Origin of the sequence: Thermomonas paludicola (assembly GCF_024498955.1) — a bacterium.
Classification (GTDB): domain Bacteria; phylum Pseudomonadota; class Gammaproteobacteria; order Xanthomonadales; family Xanthomonadaceae; genus Thermomonas; species Thermomonas paludicola.
The window spans coordinates 2,396,200-2,410,867 of record NZ_CP093311.1; the positions used below are offsets into that span (position 1 = coordinate 2,396,200).

General features: G+C 66.0%; 19 protein-coding genes. 5 read left to right on the forward strand and 14 right to left on the reverse strand.

Annotated elements, in window-relative coordinates; all coding sequences use genetic code 11:
- Nucleotides 1-5 precede the first annotated feature (5 nt).
- The gene (locus LIW09_RS11250) at nucleotides 6-566 is read right to left on the reverse strand and encodes a YaeQ family protein (protein WP_256645708.1); all 561 of its coding nucleotides are present in this window, start codon (nucleotides 564-566) and stop codon (nucleotides 6-8) included.
- 118 nt (nucleotides 567-684) lie between these two features.
- Here LIW09_RS11250 and LIW09_RS11255 point away from each other — a divergent pair, with 118 nt between their 5' ends.
- Nucleotides 685-1,221: a DUF6630 family protein gene (locus LIW09_RS11255; protein WP_256645709.1), complete on the forward strand. Its 537-nt coding sequence runs from the start codon at nucleotides 685-687 to the stop codon at nucleotides 1,219-1,221.
- A gap of 37 nt (nucleotides 1,222-1,258) precedes the next feature.
- Here LIW09_RS11255 and speD read toward each other — a convergent pair whose 3' ends face one another.
- Nucleotides 1,259-2,050 carry an adenosylmethionine decarboxylase gene (gene speD, locus LIW09_RS11260; protein ID WP_256647228.1) on the reverse strand — a complete coding sequence of 264 codons (792 nt, stop codon included), beginning with the start codon at nucleotides 2,048-2,050 and terminating at the stop codon, nucleotides 1,259-1,261.
- Nucleotides 2,051-2,249: 199 nt separating this feature from the next.
- Between speD and crp the strand changes: the two genes are divergently transcribed.
- Both crp and LIW09_RS11270 read left to right on the forward strand, forming a co-directional pair.
- Nucleotides 2,250-2,930: a cAMP-activated global transcriptional regulator CRP gene (gene crp / locus LIW09_RS11265; protein ID WP_256645710.1), complete on the forward strand. Its 681-nt coding sequence runs from the start codon at nucleotides 2,250-2,252 to the stop codon at nucleotides 2,928-2,930.
- 19 nt (nucleotides 2,931-2,949) lie between these two features.
- Nucleotides 2,950-3,420 (forward strand): GNAT family N-acetyltransferase, encoded by a 471-nt coding sequence (locus tag LIW09_RS11270; RefSeq protein ID WP_256645711.1) that lies wholly within the window; start codon nucleotides 2,950-2,952, stop codon nucleotides 3,418-3,420.
- A gap of 42 nt (nucleotides 3,421-3,462) precedes the next feature.
- On the opposite strand, the gene LIW09_RS11275 is transcribed toward LIW09_RS11270, so the two are convergent.
- The 9 genes from LIW09_RS11275 to trpE all read right to left on the reverse strand — a co-directional run bounded on the left by LIW09_RS11275 (nucleotide 3,463) and on the right by trpE (nucleotide 10,962).
- Complete coding sequence (locus LIW09_RS11275) at nucleotides 3,463-4,200, reverse strand: haloacid dehalogenase-like hydrolase (protein ID WP_256645712.1); 738 nt, start codon at nucleotides 4,198-4,200, stop codon at nucleotides 3,463-3,465.
- Nucleotides 4,197-4,985 carry an indole-3-glycerol phosphate synthase TrpC gene (gene trpC, locus LIW09_RS11280; RefSeq protein ID WP_256645713.1) on the reverse strand — a complete coding sequence of 263 codons (789 nt, stop codon included), beginning with the start codon at nucleotides 4,983-4,985 and terminating at the stop codon, nucleotides 4,197-4,199. Before trpC ends, LIW09_RS11275 begins: the two co-directional genes overlap by 4 nt.
- On the reverse strand, nucleotides 4,982-6,022 hold the full coding sequence (trpD, locus tag LIW09_RS11285; RefSeq protein ID WP_256645714.1) for an anthranilate phosphoribosyltransferase: 1,041 nt from the start codon (nucleotides 6,020-6,022) through the stop codon (nucleotides 4,982-4,984). The genes trpC and trpD overlap by 4 nt, the downstream gene beginning before the upstream one ends.
- A 2-nt stretch (nucleotides 6,023-6,024) precedes the next feature.
- Nucleotides 6,025-6,603: an anthranilate synthase component II gene (locus tag LIW09_RS11290; protein ID WP_256645715.1), complete on the reverse strand. Its 579-nt coding sequence runs from the start codon at nucleotides 6,601-6,603 to the stop codon at nucleotides 6,025-6,027.
- 78 nt (nucleotides 6,604-6,681) lie between these two features.
- The gene (locus tag LIW09_RS11295) at nucleotides 6,682-8,037 is read right to left on the reverse strand and encodes a sensor histidine kinase (protein WP_256645716.1); all 1,356 of its coding nucleotides are present in this window, start codon (nucleotides 8,035-8,037) and stop codon (nucleotides 6,682-6,684) included.
- On the reverse strand, nucleotides 8,034-8,711 hold the full coding sequence (locus LIW09_RS11300; protein WP_256645717.1) for a response regulator transcription factor: 678 nt from the start codon (nucleotides 8,709-8,711) through the stop codon (nucleotides 8,034-8,036). The genes LIW09_RS11295 and LIW09_RS11300 overlap by 4 nt, the downstream gene beginning before the upstream one ends.
- A 131-nt stretch (nucleotides 8,712-8,842) precedes the next feature.
- Complete coding sequence (locus tag LIW09_RS11305) at nucleotides 8,843-9,070, reverse strand: hypothetical protein (RefSeq protein WP_256645718.1); 228 nt, start codon at nucleotides 9,068-9,070, stop codon at nucleotides 8,843-8,845.
- 70 nt (nucleotides 9,071-9,140) lie between these two features.
- Nucleotides 9,141-9,362 (reverse strand): hypothetical protein, encoded by a 222-nt coding sequence (locus tag LIW09_RS11310; RefSeq protein ID WP_256645719.1) that lies wholly within the window; start codon nucleotides 9,360-9,362, stop codon nucleotides 9,141-9,143.
- Nucleotides 9,363-9,486: 124 nt separating this feature from the next.
- Complete coding sequence (gene trpE, locus LIW09_RS11315; protein ID WP_256645720.1) at nucleotides 9,487-10,962, reverse strand: anthranilate synthase component I; 1,476 nt, start codon at nucleotides 10,960-10,962, stop codon at nucleotides 9,487-9,489.
- A gap of 169 nt (nucleotides 10,963-11,131) precedes the next feature.
- Here trpE and LIW09_RS11320 point away from each other — a divergent pair, with 169 nt between their 5' ends.
- Together LIW09_RS11320 and LIW09_RS11325 are read left to right on the forward strand one after the other, a co-directional pair.
- Nucleotides 11,132-11,359 carry a transposase gene (locus LIW09_RS11320; protein ID WP_256645721.1) on the forward strand — a complete coding sequence of 76 codons (228 nt, stop codon included), beginning with the start codon at nucleotides 11,132-11,134 and terminating at the stop codon, nucleotides 11,357-11,359.
- A 125-nt stretch (nucleotides 11,360-11,484) separates the two neighbouring features.
- The gene (locus LIW09_RS11325) at nucleotides 11,485-11,973 is read left to right on the forward strand and encodes a DDE-type integrase/transposase/recombinase (RefSeq protein WP_256645722.1); all 489 of its coding nucleotides are present in this window, start codon (nucleotides 11,485-11,487) and stop codon (nucleotides 11,971-11,973) included.
- 415 nt (nucleotides 11,974-12,388) lie between these two features.
- On the opposite strand, the gene LIW09_RS11330 is transcribed toward LIW09_RS11325, so the two are convergent.
- The 3 genes from LIW09_RS11330 to rpe all read right to left on the reverse strand — a co-directional run bounded on the left by LIW09_RS11330 (nucleotide 12,389) and on the right by rpe (nucleotide 14,668).
- On the reverse strand, nucleotides 12,389-13,345 hold the full coding sequence (locus tag LIW09_RS11330) for an IS30 family transposase (RefSeq protein WP_256645723.1): 957 nt from the start codon (nucleotides 13,343-13,345) through the stop codon (nucleotides 12,389-12,391).
- 52 nt (nucleotides 13,346-13,397) lie between these two features.
- Nucleotides 13,398-13,745 carry a hypothetical protein gene (locus LIW09_RS11335; protein WP_256645724.1) on the reverse strand — a complete coding sequence of 116 codons (348 nt, stop codon included), beginning with the start codon at nucleotides 13,743-13,745 and terminating at the stop codon, nucleotides 13,398-13,400.
- Nucleotides 13,746-13,996: 251 nt separating this feature from the next.
- A complete protein-coding gene (gene rpe, locus LIW09_RS11340; RefSeq protein WP_256645725.1) occupies nucleotides 13,997-14,668 on the reverse strand; it encodes a ribulose-phosphate 3-epimerase in 672 nt (223 codons plus the stop codon).

Here is a 14,668-nt window from a genome sequence, read left to right on the forward strand (position 1 = left end):
GGTGCTCAGGACGCGACGGCGAGCCCATCGCGCATTCGCCAGCGCGGGCGCAAGGTGACGCTGCGATCCGCATCCATCAGCTGCAGCTCGCCATCCTGGATCATCGCGGTGACGCGCATTCCCCGGCCAAGCAGCGGAATGGCGGCATCGACTTCGCCATCGTCGAACTCCAGCACACTGAGGTTGCGCAATCGCTGCAGCGCATCGGCATTGCGCTTCCACCACGGCTCCGCAGCCCGCCCACCGTAGCCAACCACCACCAACTGCTTCGTGCGTGCACTGGCTTTGCGCAGGCGGCTCTCGTCCGGCTGTCCCAGCTCGATCCACTGCTCGACCGCGCCGGTGTAGTCGCGCCGCCACAGCGCCGGCTCGTCCTCATCGCTCAGGCCGCGGCCGAATTCGAGCCGCTCATCGGCGAACAGCGCAAATGCCAGCAGGCGCACCAGCAGGCGCACATCGGTTTCGGACGGATGCTGCGCCAGCGTCAGCGCGTGCCCGGCGTAATAGTTGCGATCCAGGTCAGTGACCTGCAACTCGGCTTTGACGATTCTGGCATTGGCAGCCATGGGCCAGTTCCTGGCCATGGGCCGGATGCAGGGTGGCACAGTCTACGTGCAGCAGCCCAGCCCGATGCCATCGGCGCCGGCAACGTATCCTGCACGCCCGGAATGGACGAGGCGCCGCATGGCCGCGCACGAGTACGACCCCGACGACAATTTCGATCACGCCTTCCACGCACAGCCTGACCTGGACGAAGCGGACGCGCTGGAAGCGGTGGCCTGGCAGTTCCTGCTGCTGGTCAATCCCGACGACGAGGATGCCGCGCAGTCGCAGCTCACCGCCTTTCGCCAACAGCTCGAAGACCACGGCGACGCCACCGACCCCGCGGCCTTGCTGCGCGAGGCAATCGACTGGAAAGCGGGCTTCTGCGCGCCGGAAGACGACGCGCAGGCACTGATGGAAGTCGTGGACGAGCTGGTGTCGCGCTGGCAACTGCGCATCGACTGGGATCTCGACGAGGACGACGAGGACGACCTCCCGGATCCCGTCGACTTGCTGCAGTCGGCGCACGTCCAGTTGCGCGCGCGCCATTTCAGCCTGTGGACGGTGGAAACCGGCGCGCACCAGCTGGCCGGCTGGATCATCCGCGAGCGCGACGAGGAAGCGATGCAGCTGATCGCCGGAGCGCTGGGCATGCACGCACGCACCGGCGTTGGCTGAGCCTTGAAGCGAAACGCCGGCGTTCGCCGGCGCTTGGTCAATCGGCCAGGTTGCGCCCGTGGTAGAGCTCTTCGATCTCGCGCTTGAGCCGCGCCTCGATCTTCATCCGCTCCTTGAACGAGAGGTTGCGCGCCTTTTCCTCGAACAGGTATTGATCCAGGTCGAAGTCCTTCAGGTGCATCTTGGTGTGGAAGAGGCTTTCCTGATACACGTTCACGTCGAGCATTTCATAACGCGACTTGACGTTCTTGGCGAGGTAATCCTGGATCGAATTGATCTTGTGGTCGATGTAGTGCTTGCGCCCCTTCACGTCGCGGGTGAAGCCGCGCACGCGGTAGTCCATCACCACGATGTCGGACTCCAGCGACTCGATCAGGTAGTTCAGCGCCTTCAGCGGCGAGATCACGCCGCAGGTGGACACGTCGATGTCGGCACGGAACGTGGCGATGCCGTTGTCCGGGTGCGTCTCGGGATAGGTGTGCACGGTGATGTGCGATTTGTCCAGGTGCGCAACCACCGCATCGGAGATCACGCCCTTGGCATCGGCCCGATCGATCACCGGCTGCTCGGAGATCAGGATCGTCACCGACGCGCCCTGCGGATCGTAGTCCTGGCGCGCGATGTTGAGGATGTTCGCGCCGATGATCTCCGCCACGTCGGTGAGGATCTGGGTGAGCCGATCGGCGTTGTATTCCTCGTCGATGTACTCGATGTAGCGCCTGCGCTCATCTTCCGACGCGGCATAGCACACGTCGTAGATGTTGAAGCTGAGCGACTTGGTGAGGTTGTTGAAGCCCTGGAGCTTCAGGCGCGGCAGCGGTTTGACCACGGGCATTTGTATCCAGCGGAAAACGAAACAGGCCGGCGATTATGCGACAAAGTGCGCGGCGGTGCGTGGAGAGGCCCGCGCAGTCTCGCCATGACCCACGAAATCCACTGCCTGGCGCCCGATCCTGGCCTGCCCGCCGGCGTTTGCCCGCGGCCCCGGTTAAGCCTAAGCTTGGGCATTGCCTTGGTTGCAAGCCTGAATGAGCAGTACATTTCCCAAACCCGTCATGCCGCGCGTACCCAACCCACTGGGGGCGGACGCGGCCACCATCGAACGGTTCGTGGCCAACTGCCATCGCCGCAAGTATCCGGCGCGCACCGAAGTGTTCCACCCGGGCGATCCGGCAGGCACCCTGTATTACATCATTTCCGGCTCGGTCAGCATCATTGCCCGCGAGGATGACGAGCGCGAACTGGTGCTGGGCTACATCGGCCCGGGCGAGTTCGTCGGCGAAATGGGACTGTTCGTGGAAACCGAACAGCGCGGCGTGGCGTTGCGCACCCGCACCCCCTGCGACCTGGCCGAAATCAGCTATGAGCGCTTGCAGGGCCTGCTGGCAGCGCAGCTCAACGACGCCACCCGCCTGCTGCATTCGATCGGCGCGCAGATCAGCCAGCGCCTGCTGGACACCAGCCGCAAGGCCGGCCGGCTGGCATTCCTGGACGTCAGCGACCGCATCTACCGCACCCTGTTCGACCTCGCCAAAGAACCCGAGTCGATGACCCATCCGCTGGGCACCCAGCTGCGCGTGTCGCGGCAGGAACTGTCGCGCCTGGTGGGTTGTTCGCGCGAGATGGCCGGCCGCGTGCTGAAGAAGCTGCAGGCCGATGGCAAGCTGCACGCCCGCGGCAAGACCGTCGTGCTGTACGGCACCCGCTAGCCGAAGGAGCCGCGCACGCATGAGCCACGCTTTCTCCCCGGGCCATCGCGTGCTGGACGTCGACCTTCGCAACGCGATGCCGACCGATGCCCACGACGTGGCGCGGCTGCTGTCCGAGTTGGGCTATCCGTGCGACCCTGCCGACGCGGCCGAACGGATCAGCCTGATCCTGGCCAATGATCGCCAGGCGCTGGTGCTGGCGCGTCGCGAAGGCGCGGTGTGCGGCCTGGTGGCGCTGGACTACATGTATTACCTGCCGCTGGGAACCACGACCTGCCGCGTTACCGCGCTGGTGGTCGCTACCAGCGCGCAGGGCCAGGGCATCGGCCGGCACCTGCTGAAAGAAGCCGAACGCCGCGCGCGCAGCGGCGGCGCCGCGCGCATCGAGCTGACCTCGGGCTCGCAGCGCACCGAAGCACATGCGTTCTACCAGGCTTGCGGCTACGGCGGCAGCTCGGTGCGGTTCGTCAAGGCGCTGGGGTCGGCATGACCCGTCAGCCGCGCACGCACGCCCTGCCAATGCGCGCGCCACTCACCCGGCAGACTCGTCGCCTGCGGGGTCACCCGCACGCCCCGGGCATCCCCAGTTGAGGATCGGCGTTGCGGGTGGCAGCACGCGCCGGAACATCGCCACGCGCGCGGCTTTCGGGTTGACCACCACCGGATGCCGCGCCGCCTGCAGCAGCGGCAGGTCGGCGCTGCTGTCGGAATAGGCTTGCTCCACCGGCTGCACGAAGCCAGCGTCGCGAATCATCGTCATCTTCATCGCGTGGTGGCAGTGGCGCAGCGCACCCATGCCGCCGAAGGCCGGGCCCAACAGCGTGCCGACCACCGGCACATCCTCATGCGCAACGAAGGCCAGGATCGCCCGCGCCAGTTCCGGCGGCGCACCGGTCGCCACCACGACGCAGTCGCCAGCCTCGCGATGCCGCTGGAACACTTCCACTGCCAGCGGCAGCAACCGCGCCTTGATCGCCCCGGCGTGAGTAGCAACATAACGGTCGATCAACGCATCCAGCGCAGCCCGGTCGCGCACGCCAAGCGTGCCCGCCCAGACGAACACCGAAATGCCGGCGCGCCGCGTCGGCAGGAACGCCACCAGCGGCGCCGCCACCGGCGCCAACAGCAGCGCCAGCAACACGCGCCACCACGCCCGCCCGATCAGCCACTTGAACAGATGGGTGCCGGAATCCCCGTGGTACAGGGTGTGGTCGAAGTCGAAGACGACCAGCGGCGCATCAGCGCGCGGCGTTGGTGGGCGCTGGCTCATGCAAACAGCGCATGCAGCGCGGCACCCGGATCCGGCTGACGCATGAACGCCTCGCCGACCAGGAAGGCATGCACGCCGGCATCGCGCATCAGCGCCACGTCGGTGGGCGCAAGGATGCCGCTTTCGGTCACCAGCACGCGGTCGGCCGGCACCGCGGCCTGCAAGTCCAGCGTGGTCTGCAGCGACACGTCGAAGGTCTTCAGATTGCGGTTGTTGATGCCCAGCAGGCGCGCCGGCACCGGCAGGGCGCGCTCCAGCTCGTCCAGGTCATGCACTTCCACCAGCACGTCCATGCCCAATTCGGACGCGATGAACGCGAATTCGGCCAACTGCACGTCATCCAGCGCCGCCGCGATCAGCAGCACGCAGTCGGCACCCAATACCCGCGCTTCATACAGCTGATAGGGATCGATGATGAAGTCCTTGCGCAGCACCGGCAGCGTACATGCCGCGCGCGCCTGGCGCAGGTAGTCGTCGCTGCCCTGGAAAAAATCGACATCGGTCAGCACCGACAGGCAGGCCGCGCCGCCGATCTCGTAACTGCGGGCAATCGCGGCCGGATCGAAGTCCGCGCGAATCACGCCCTTGCTGGGGCTGGCCTTCTTCACTTCAGCGATCACCGCCGACTGCCCGCCCACGATCTTCGCGGCGATGGCATCGGCAAAGCCGCGCAGCGGCGGCGCGCTGGCGGCGCGGGTCTTCAGCTCGAACAGCGACACGGCCTCGCGGCGCTGCGCGACTTCGACCTGCTTGCGCGCCAGGATGGTGGCGAGGATGGTGCTCATGCGCCTTCCTCCGCCAGCGCCTGCGTCGCTGCCACGTAGTCATCCAGCTTCGCGCGCGCGGCGCCACTGGCGATCACCCTGCGTGCGCTGGCGATGCCCTCGCCAATGCCCTCGACCACGCCAGCCGCATACAGCGCCGCACCGGCGTTGTAGGCCACGATTTCGCGCGGGAGCCCGTCGCGGTTCTCCAGTGCATCCAGCAACATCATCTTCGACTCCACGGCATCGGCCACTTTCAGGTTGCGGCTGTGCGCCATCGCGATGCCGAAATCTTCCGGGTGCAGTTCGTATTCGCGCACCTGGCCGTCGCGCAGCTCGCCGACCAGCGTGCCCGCGCCCAGCGACAATTCATCCATGCCATCGCGGCCCCACACCACCAGCGCGCGTTCCGCGCCCAGCTCCTGCAACACGCGCACCTGGATGCCGACCAGGTCGGGATGGAACACGCCCATCAGGATGCCCGGCGCGTTGGCCGGATTGGTCAGCGGCCCGAGGATGTTGAAGATGGTGCGCACGCCCATTTCGCGCCGCACCGGCGCTACCGCCTTCATCGCCGGATGATGCACCGGCGCGTACATGAACCCGATGCCGCAGCGCTCGATGCAGGCCGCCACCTGCTCCGGCTGCAGTTCGATGTTTGCGCCCAGCGCCTCCAGCACATCGGCGCTGCCCGATTTCGACGACACGCTGCGGTTGCCGTGCTTGGCCACTTTCGCGCCGGCCGCCGCAACCACGAACATCGACGCGGTGGAGATGTTGAAGGTGTGCGCGCCATCGCCGCCGGTGCCGACGATGTCCACCATGTGGCGGCGGTCCGGAACCGCGACCGGGCGCGCGAATTCGCGCAGCACGGTGGCCGCGGCGGCGATCTCGCCCACGGTTTCCTTCTTGACCCGCAGCCCGGTGAGGATGGCCGCGGTCATCACCGGACTGACTTCGCCACGCATGATCTGGCGCATCAGCGCGACCATCTCGTCGAAGAAGATTTCGCGATGTTCGATCGCGCGCTGCAGGGCTTCCTGCGGGGTGATGGGCATGGTCAACGTTCCAGGAAGTTCTTCAGCAGCGCGTGGCCGTGCTGGGTCAGGATGGATTCCGGATGGAACTGCACGCCCTCCACCGCGTATTCGCGATGGCGCAGGCCCATGATTTCCTCGATGGAACCGTCGTCGTTTTCCGTCCAGGCAGTGACTTCCAGGCACTCCGGAAGCGTGGCCTTGTCCACCACCAGCGAGTGGTAGCGGGTCGCCTCGAAGCCATCCGGCAAGCCCGCGAACACGCCCCGGCCCTGATGCCGGATCGGCGACGTCTTGCCGTGCATGATCTTGCCGGCGCGAATCACCTGCCCGCCGTACACCTGCCCCAGCGCCTGATGACCAAGGCAGACACCGAAAATCGGCGTGGTCGCGCCCATCCGCTGGATCAACTCCAGCGACACGCCGGCCTCGTTCGGCGTGCACGGCCCCGGCGAAATCACGATTTTCCCGGGCGCAAGCTTTTCGATTGCATCCACGCTGAGCGCGTCATTGCGCTCCACCCGTACCTCGGCCCCCAACTCCTGCAGGTACTGCACCAGGTTGAAGGTGAAACTGTCGTAGTTGTCGAGCATCAGCAGCATGGCGGCCTGCGCCCGGCGTCGGGCGGCGTGCGGGGGGGCCACGCAGGATAACGCAAGCCCGCGCCCGGCGACCCGTACTCATGGCGATGGCAGCATGATCTCCACGCGCAGTCCCGGGGCGTTGTCCAGCAACACGATGCGCCCGCCGTGGTGCTGCACGATGGCGCGAACCAGGCTCAGCCCAAGGCCGATGCCGGGCGAGCCTCGGTGCGTCTCCAGGCGTTGGAAGCGGTCGAACACGCGCGCGCGCTCGGCCTGCGGAATGCCCGGGCCGTGATCGGCAACCCGCAGCAGCGCGAAGCCCGGCGTGGCGTCCAGCGCCACGTCCACGTCGCCGCCAGCCGGCGCGTACTTCAACGCATTGTCCAGCAGGTTCACCACCAGCTGGAACAGCTGATCCCGATCCCCGCGCACGGCCGCATCCTGCAGCGAGAGCAACATCCGGCTGCCCCGCTCGGCCGCAATCGGCGCGTACATGTCCACCGCATCCTCGATCACGGCGCGCAGATCCAGCAGCGGCGCGTCCTCACCGGCCGCCTGCGCCTCGATCCTGGCCAGCCGCAACAGCGCGCCGAAGGCCAGCAGCAGTTGGTCGGTTTCCGCCAGCGCCTTGTCCAGCTTGCGCTGCGCGCCGATGCCGTGCTGCTGCTGGCGCAGGTCTTCCAATCGATTGCGCAGCCGCGTCAACGGCGTGCGCAGGTCATGGGCGATGTGGTCGGTGGCATGCCGCACCCCGCCCAGCAAGTCCTCGATGCGATCCAGCATTGCGTTGAAACGCTGCGCCACCTGGTCGAAGGCGTCGCCACTGTGATCCAGCGGTGCGCGCAGGTTCAGCTCGCCGCTGCTCACGCGAGCCACCGTGGCCTCCAGACTGCGCAGCCGGCGCGCCACCCAGCGCGAGATCAGCCAGCCCACCAGGGCGCCCAGTGCAACCGTGACCAGCAACGCCAACAGCGCCGCCTGCTGCATCAGCGACAGCAAGTGATCCTGCGCTTGCAGGCGTTGCCCGGCGAGCAGGACCTCGCCACCGCGCATGGCCTGTTCAAAGGCCAGCACATGCACGGTCTGCCCCGGCTCCGGGGCGTGCTCGCTGAATTCCACCCAGCGTCCACGCCGCCCCGGCGTGCGCAGATCCGGCAATCTGCCCAGCAAGCTGGTTCCGTTTGCTTCGACCAGTGCGTACACCGCATCCGGATCGCCATCGGCATCGTGGACGCGTTCCTGCAGCTCCGCCAGCAGTGCCGCGCGCCCGCCTTCACGGTAGATATCGACCAGCGTGATGGCATCGCTGCGCACCAGTTCACGAACATCATGCAGCAGCAGGGTGGACACCGCGTAATACACGCCCGCGCCGATCAGCACGAAGGCAGCCAGGAAAAATCCCATCACGACCAGCGCCAGCCGGCCACTGGTGGAGGACAGGAACCGCCTCATTCGCCCAACCGGTAGCCAGCACCGCGCACGGTATGCAGCAGCGGCTTGTCGAATCCGTGGTCGATCTTCTGCCGCAGGCGGCTGATGTGCACGTCGATGACGTTGGTCTGCGGGTCGAAGTGATAGTCCCACACGGCTTCCAACAGCATCGTCCGGGTCACCACCTGCCCGGCATGCCGCATCAGGTATTCCAGCAGGCGGAATTCACGTGGCTGCAGTTCGATGCGGCGACCATCACGGAGGGCCTCGCGCGCAAGCAGATCCAGCTGCAGCCCACCCGCTTGCAGCCGGGTGGGTTCGCGCTCACCGCTGCCGCGACTGCGGCGAACGATGCCGTCCAGGCGCGCGCTCAATTCGGCAAACGCAAACGGCTTGACCAGGTAATCGTCGGCGCCGGCGCGCAGGCCTTCGACGCGGTGCTCGGTATCGCCAAGCGCGGTCAGCAGGAGAATGGGGACGTGGTTGCCGGCGCCGCGCAGGGTGCGCAGCAGGGTCATCCCGTCCAGCCCCGGCAGCATGCGATCCAGCACGACCGCGTCATAGCGCTCGGTACTGGCCAGGAACAGCCCCTGCCTGCCATCGTCGGCATGATCCAGCGCATGCCCGTCCTCGCGCAGACCCTTGGCGATGAAGCCGGCGGTGTGGGCATCGTCTTCGACCAACAGAACGCGCATGGCAACTCCCTTTCACAAAAAGCATACCCCGCAGGCTTGCGTCTGCGGGGCATGCGGCCAATGCGGCGATCGAGGCGGCACGGCAGGGGGAAGACGCCCTGCATGCCGCCCCGGGGGAGCGCCGGACTGACTCAGCTCTTGGCCGGGGCCGGCGCGGCGGCCTGGGCCGGACCCGCCTTGTGGTGCTTGCGGTGATGCTTCTTGTGCTTGACCGGCGCGGTGGCCGACTTGGCCGGCGTGCTGCTGGCGGCGGGCTGGGCGGGGGCGGTGCTGGACTGCGCGGCCGGCACGGCGGCAAGGGCAGCACCGGTCAGCGCGGTCAAGGCCGCGGCGAGCAGGGATTGGCGAAGGATATTCATGCGGATGTCCTCGAAAGACAGGAAATGCTTCAAGCGAGCGCCGACGCGCGGGGCAGCCGGCGCGCGGGGCTTACTTCTTGGCCGGGGCCGCCGGGGTGGCCATGCTTGCCGACGCATCAGCGGCCTTCTTCGCCGGGGCCTTCTTCGCCTCGTGCTTGGCGGGGGCCGCCTTGGCAGCGGCAGCCTTGGCAGGCGCGGCCGGGGTGGCAGGCGTCGCCGGGGTGGCAGCGAACGCGGCGCCGGTCAGGCCGGCCAATGCAACGGCGATCAGGGACTTGCTCAGGGTGTTCATTGCGGTTTCCTCTCGGGATCTGGGTTCGTTGGGGGAGATCCCCAGCGCATGTGCAGGATGCCGCCCCGCCCCTCACCCCAGGCTTGCCGCCGGATGAACGTTTCGTAATGTTCGCGCTGCGGGATTACAGCCCCTGCGCGGCCTGCGCCACCGCGCGGAACAGGGCGCGGCCCTTGTTCATGGTTTCGTCCCATTCTTTTTCGGGATCGGAATCGAACACGATGCCGGCGCCGGCCTGCACGTGCAGCTTGCCGTCCTGGATCACCGCGGTGCGGATGGCGATGGCGGTATCGGCATCGCCGTGCCAGCCGATGTAACCGATCGCCCCGGCATACACGTTGCGCTTGACCGGCTCCAGTTCGCGGATGATCTCCAGCGCGCGGATCTTGGGCGCGCCGGACACGGTGCCGGCCGGAAACGTGGCGCGCAGCACGTCGGCATAGCTCAGGCCCGGCTGCAGCGTGCCGGTGACTTCGCTGACGATGTGCATGACGTGGCTGTAGCGCTCGATCACGAAGCGTTCGCCCACCTCCACGCTGCCGGCGCGGCTGACCCGGCCGGTGTCGTTGCGGCCCAGATCGATCAGCATCAGGTGTTCGGCGCGCTCCTTCGGATCGGCCAGCAACTCGACTTCCAGCGCCTGATCCTCCTCCACCGTCCTGCCGCGCGGGCGGGTACCGGCAATCGGGCGCACGGTGACCTTGCCGTCCTGCAGGCGCACCAGGATTTCCGGCGATGAGCCCACCACCTGGGTGCCGCCAACATCGAGGAAGTACATGTACGGCGACGGGTTGAGTGCACGCAGCGCGCGATACACGTCCACCGGGCGCGCATTGAATGGCACCGACAACCGCTGCGACAGCACGACCTGGAACACGTCGCCAGCGGCGATGTACTCCTTGGCTTTCGCCACTGCGGAAAGGAAGCCCTCGCGGGTGAAGCCGGAGCGGAAATGCGCTTCGTCCAGCGCCGCCGGCTGCAAGGTTTCCGGATAGCCGGCGCCGCCGTGGCGCAGGCGATGCGCCAGCGCATCCAGCCGACGGTTGGCGCGCGCCCACGCCTGCGGCGCGCGCGGGTCGGCGTGCACGATCAGATAGAGGCGACCCTTGAGATTGTCGAACACCGCGACTTCTTCGCTGAGCATCAGCAGGATGTCGGGGGTTCCCAGCTCATCCGGCTTGGGGTTGGCCTGCAGGCGCTGCTCGATGTACTCCACGCACTCGAAGCCGAACCAGCCCACCAGCCCGCCGGCAAAGCCGGGCAAACCCGCGACCTTGGGTACCCGGTGCGCGGCGCGCAGGGCTTCCACTTCCGCCAGTGGGTCGGCCACCTCGCGCGTTTCCACGATCTCGCCACACTCGCGCACCGCCAGCGTGCGATCGCGGAACTCATATACCCGGCGTGCCGGCAGGCCGATGATGGAATAGCGCCCAAAGCGCTCGCCACCTTCCACCGATTCGAACAGATAGGTATGCGGGCCGTCGGCCAGCTTCAGGTACACGGACAGCGGCGTATCGAGGTCGGACAGCACCTCGCGCACCACCGGGACAAGGGTGAAGCCGTCAGCGGCGTGCTGGTCGAACTGGGCGTGCGTGATCACGTAGGGCGTCCTTCGAAACAGGCATGAAAGCGAACGGGGCGGCATTGCCACGCCACCATCGCCAGCTGTGCTCAAACGAAGGGATTGCCCGGTTCATGTGCCCAACTTTAGCGGCAGCCGGTGCAATGGTGCAAACGGGCTTTGTTGCACAAACCCATCTTTGAACGGAATGGCCCCAGCCCCAGACGGATTCATCCCACGACCACCGTCTGCGGGCCAAGCCGGGATCAGCACCGCCACTTACTACCAATGGAAGTCGAAGTACGGCGGCATGGAGGCGTCGGACCTGAGGCGGGTGAAGGATCTGGAAGCCGAGAACGCCAAGCTCAAGCGGATGTACGCCGAGCTGGCGCTCGACAATGCGGCGATGAAGGAGTTGATCGCAAAAAAACTGTAGGGCCGGCGCAGAAGCGCGAGGCGGTTCGCTTCCTTGTGGAGACGCAGGGGCGCCCGCTTCGCCGGTCTTGCGACTGTGTCGGCCTGTCGCGCTCGGCATGGTATGCGCCGCCGCTGGACTGGACGGTGCGTGATGCCGAACTGATTGCCGCGTTGGCGAAGCTGGTGGAGGAACGCCCCAGCCGTGGGTTCGGGAAGTGCTGCCAACGCCTGGAGAAGATCCATCCGCACTGGAACGACAAGCGGATCTACCGGGTGTACTGCGCCATGAAGCTCAACCTGCGCCGTGCCGCGAGCCGACGCCTGCCCAAACGCGAGCGCGTGCCGCTGTACGTGCCTGAGCATCCCGACACCGTCTGGTCAGCGGACTTCATGCTTGATGCGCTGGCCTGTGGCCGCAGCTTCCGCACCTTCAACATCATCGACGACTTCAACCGGGAGATCGTGCATATCGAAGTCGATACCTCAATCACTTCGCAACGCTTGGTCCGCATCTTCGAACAGATCCGCCAGGAGCGACCGCTGCCGCAGGTGCTGCGCACCGACAACGGCCCGGAGTTCCTGGGCGAGGCCTTCACTGCGTGGGCCAAGGCCAATGGCATGGCAATCCTGTAATGACCTGTAATGACCCAGTGATTTCCTGCTCAGGTGCTACCTTTTCACGGAGAGCACGATGAGCCAAGTGCTGGATTCGGTCATCGCCGCGCATCAGTAGCCGCGCATCACAACCCCGCAAACGACAAGGCCCGCAACTTGCGTTGCGGGCCTTGTGCGTTATGGGCGATCAGGATGCAAATTGCTTTCGCAGGTCGGAGAAAACCCACCCAAGCATCAGGGAGCTACTGATTGGTGGGTGTCCCGGTTCTTGTTGTTGAAATGGTGCCCCTGTTTTCTGTTTTCCCCTAATCAGGCACAGGGAAGAAAATTCGCCACGCTCGTTTTTTCGTAGAACATCGATGGATCACGATAGCCTATGGCATCCAAAGTTTTGTCATTTGCCACTTTGTGGATGGAATCAAATACGGCGAGTTCAACTCTGATTCGCAACAGTGTTGATTGATTCCCCGTTGAGGACTTCGAGGGGCGTTTTGAAGCCGAGTATCTTTCTGGGGCGGTTGTACAAGCGCTGCTCGACCCAACGCAGATAATCGTCGGTGAGGGTGCTGAAGTCCATGCTGCGTGGCAAGTATTGGCGCGCCAGGCCGTTGCCGTTTTCGTTGCTGCCGCGCTGCCATGCCGAGTAGGGATCGGCGAAGTAGAAATCGCTCTTCAGTGCGCAGGCGATGAACGGATGGTCGGCAAATTCCTTGCCGTTATCGGAGGTCAGCGTGTGCACAACCCGACGCAACCTGCCGAGGCGGCGCAGGATGGCATTGCGCACGTTCTCGGCGGTGCCATCTGGCGAGTAGGCAAGCAAATGCAGGCGGCTGCGACGTTCGGTCATGGTGACGACCACCGCCTTGCCGCTGGCGGCGCGCATGGTGTCCAGCTCCCAGTCGCCAATGCGGCTGCGGGTTTCCACGATGGCGGGTCGCGTCGACCAATGACGACGATGCAGCAACTGGCCGCGGCCGTCACGCAGACCGCGCTTGCGGCGTTTGCGACGGCGTCGGCGCAGCTGTTTGAATAACGTGCCGCCTCGGCGTTGGTCGGCGTAGATGTATTGGTAGATCCACTCGTGGCTGGCCAGCCCGGCGCGCCCGGCAATTTGTGCGGGGCTGTGGTCTTCGGCCAGCAGGGCTTCGATTTGTCGAATGCACTCGGCGTCGATGCGTCCGCGCCGGCTGGCACGCAGGCGGCGCTGCTGCATCAATTGATGCGCCACATTCGGCTGGTAGCGCCGGCCAGTCCGGTTGCGGCGAAGCTCGCGGCTAATTGTACTGGGTGCACGCTCCAGCATCAGGGCAATGGATCTGATGCTGAAACAGGCTTCGTGCAGGGCGTGGATGCGATATCGTTCGTGCAGGTTCAGGCGGCTTGCGGCCATGGGCAACTCCACTTGGCGGTGAGGTTGCTCAGGCTAAACCGCCTGAACCCCTTTACCACCGCTGGTGTTGCGTTACGGAGTTGAACTCGCCCCCGGTATACCCGGCGCGGTTGTCGTTGGCTCGGTTCAGCAACCTCCCATACGGCTCGTATTCGCTGGTCTCGATGATAGCGCCCGTTGCACTGGTCTTGGCAATGGGTGAGCCCAGGGCGTCGGTGTGCAGGTAGCGGATGGTGGTCGTGCTGCCGGCCAGCGGGCGGCTGATCTCCGCCAGCAGGCTGCCGGCCAGATACGCATTGGCGATGCGCTGGTTGGTTGTTTCATCCCGTTGCCAGACCAGCCGTCCGTCCTGGGCATATTGGCTGTATTGCAGCTGGCCGCCGGCCACGTCCTGGCGCACCCGTCGGCCTTGGGCGTCGTAGCGGTCTCGTGCTGGAGCTTTGACACACTGATCCCGCAGCAGCTCATGCTCGGCACCATCCGGTGCGCCTTCAGGAACGACAGCCAGTCGTTATTGGTGAACTGGCAACCTTGGCCGGTGACCTTCGACCAAGGGTCGGCCGCGCTGCACGCGGGGACGAGGCGGCACCGGCAGCTCCACCAAGGTTCGAGGCGGCTGCAAACCCAGGCTTCGCCCGTGCCGCGCCGGGTTCAACGCGCGGCAACCACCGCCTGCTTCATCGCCGCGATCACGGCGGCGTAATCGGATTTTCCGAAGATCGCGCTGCCGGCGACGAAGGTGTCCGCACCCGCCTGCGCGATCGCGCCGATGTTGTCGGGCTTGACGCCACCATCCACTTCCAGCCGGATCGGCCGGCCGCTGGCATCGATCATCGCCCGCACCGTGCGCAGCTTGTCCAGCGTGGAGGGAATGAATGCCTGCCCACCGAAGCCGGGGTTGACCGACATCAGCAGCACGTAGTCGATGTCGCCAAGCAGGTAGTCCAGCACGTCCAGCGAGCTGGCAGGATTGAACACCAGCCCGGCCTGGCAGCCCAGCGACTTGATCAGCTGCACGCTGCGATGCACGTGCCTGCTGGCCTCGGGATGAAAGCTGATGTGGCTGGCGCCGGCGTCGGCGAACATCGGGATCAGGCCGTCCACCGGCTCCACCATCAGGTGCACGTCGATCGGCGCGGTGACGCCGTGCTTGCGCAACGCCTCGCACACCAGCGGGCCGATGGTGAGGTTGGGCACGTAATGGTTGTCCATCACGTCGAAATGCACCCACTCGGCGCCTGCGTTGATCACGCTGTCCACTTCCTCGCCCAGCCTGGCGAAATTGGCGGACAGGATGGAGGGGGCGATGACGGTCGGTTGCAT

What these genes read in the sequence shown, in the direction of transcription:
- LIW09_RS11275 (WP_256645712.1), bottom strand. Translation starts at nt 4,200, where the DNA reads ATGAGCCAGCGCCCACCAACGCCGCGCGCTGATGCGCCGCTGGTCGTC.
- LIW09_RS11320 (WP_256645721.1), top strand. Translation starts at nt 11,132, where the DNA reads ATGGCCCCAGCCCCAGACGGATTCATCCCACGACCACCGTCTGCGGGC.
- rpe (WP_256645725.1), bottom strand. Translation starts at nt 14,668, where the DNA reads ATGCAACCGACCGTCATCGCCCCCTCCATCCTGTCCGCCAATTTCGCC.
- LIW09_RS11290 (WP_256645715.1), bottom strand. Translation starts at nt 6,603, where the DNA reads ATGCTGCTGATGCTCGACAACTACGACAGTTTCACCTTCAACCTGGTG.
- LIW09_RS11250 (WP_256645708.1), bottom strand. Translation starts at nt 566, where the DNA reads ATGGCTGCCAATGCCAGAATCGTCAAAGCCGAGTTGCAGGTCACTGAC.
- LIW09_RS11295 (WP_256645716.1), bottom strand. Translation starts at nt 8,037, where the DNA reads ATGAGGCGGTTCCTGTCCTCCACCAGTGGCCGGCTGGCGCTGGTCGTG.
- LIW09_RS11305 (WP_256645718.1), bottom strand. Translation starts at nt 9,070, where the DNA reads ATGAATATCCTTCGCCAATCCCTGCTCGCCGCGGCCTTGACCGCGCTG.
- LIW09_RS11300 (WP_256645717.1), bottom strand. Translation starts at nt 8,711, where the DNA reads ATGCGCGTTCTGTTGGTCGAAGACGATGCCCACACCGCCGGCTTCATC.
- LIW09_RS11270 (WP_256645711.1), top strand. Translation starts at nt 2,950, where the DNA reads ATGAGCCACGCTTTCTCCCCGGGCCATCGCGTGCTGGACGTCGACCTT.
- LIW09_RS11330 (WP_256645723.1), bottom strand. Translation starts at nt 13,345, where the DNA reads ATGGCCGCAAGCCGCCTGAACCTGCACGAACGATATCGCATCCACGCC.
- trpD (WP_256645714.1), bottom strand. Translation starts at nt 6,022, where the DNA reads ATGCCCATCACCCCGCAGGAAGCCCTGCAGCGCGCGATCGAACATCGC.
- LIW09_RS11310 (WP_256645719.1), bottom strand. Translation starts at nt 9,362, where the DNA reads ATGAACACCCTGAGCAAGTCCCTGATCGCCGTTGCATTGGCCGGCCTG.
- crp (WP_256645710.1), top strand. Translation starts at nt 2,250, where the DNA reads ATGAGCAGTACATTTCCCAAACCCGTCATGCCGCGCGTACCCAACCCA.
- trpC (WP_256645713.1), bottom strand. Translation starts at nt 4,985, where the DNA reads ATGAGCACCATCCTCGCCACCATCCTGGCGCGCAAGCAGGTCGAAGTC.
- LIW09_RS11255 (WP_256645709.1), top strand. Translation starts at nt 685, where the DNA reads ATGGCCGCGCACGAGTACGACCCCGACGACAATTTCGATCACGCCTTC.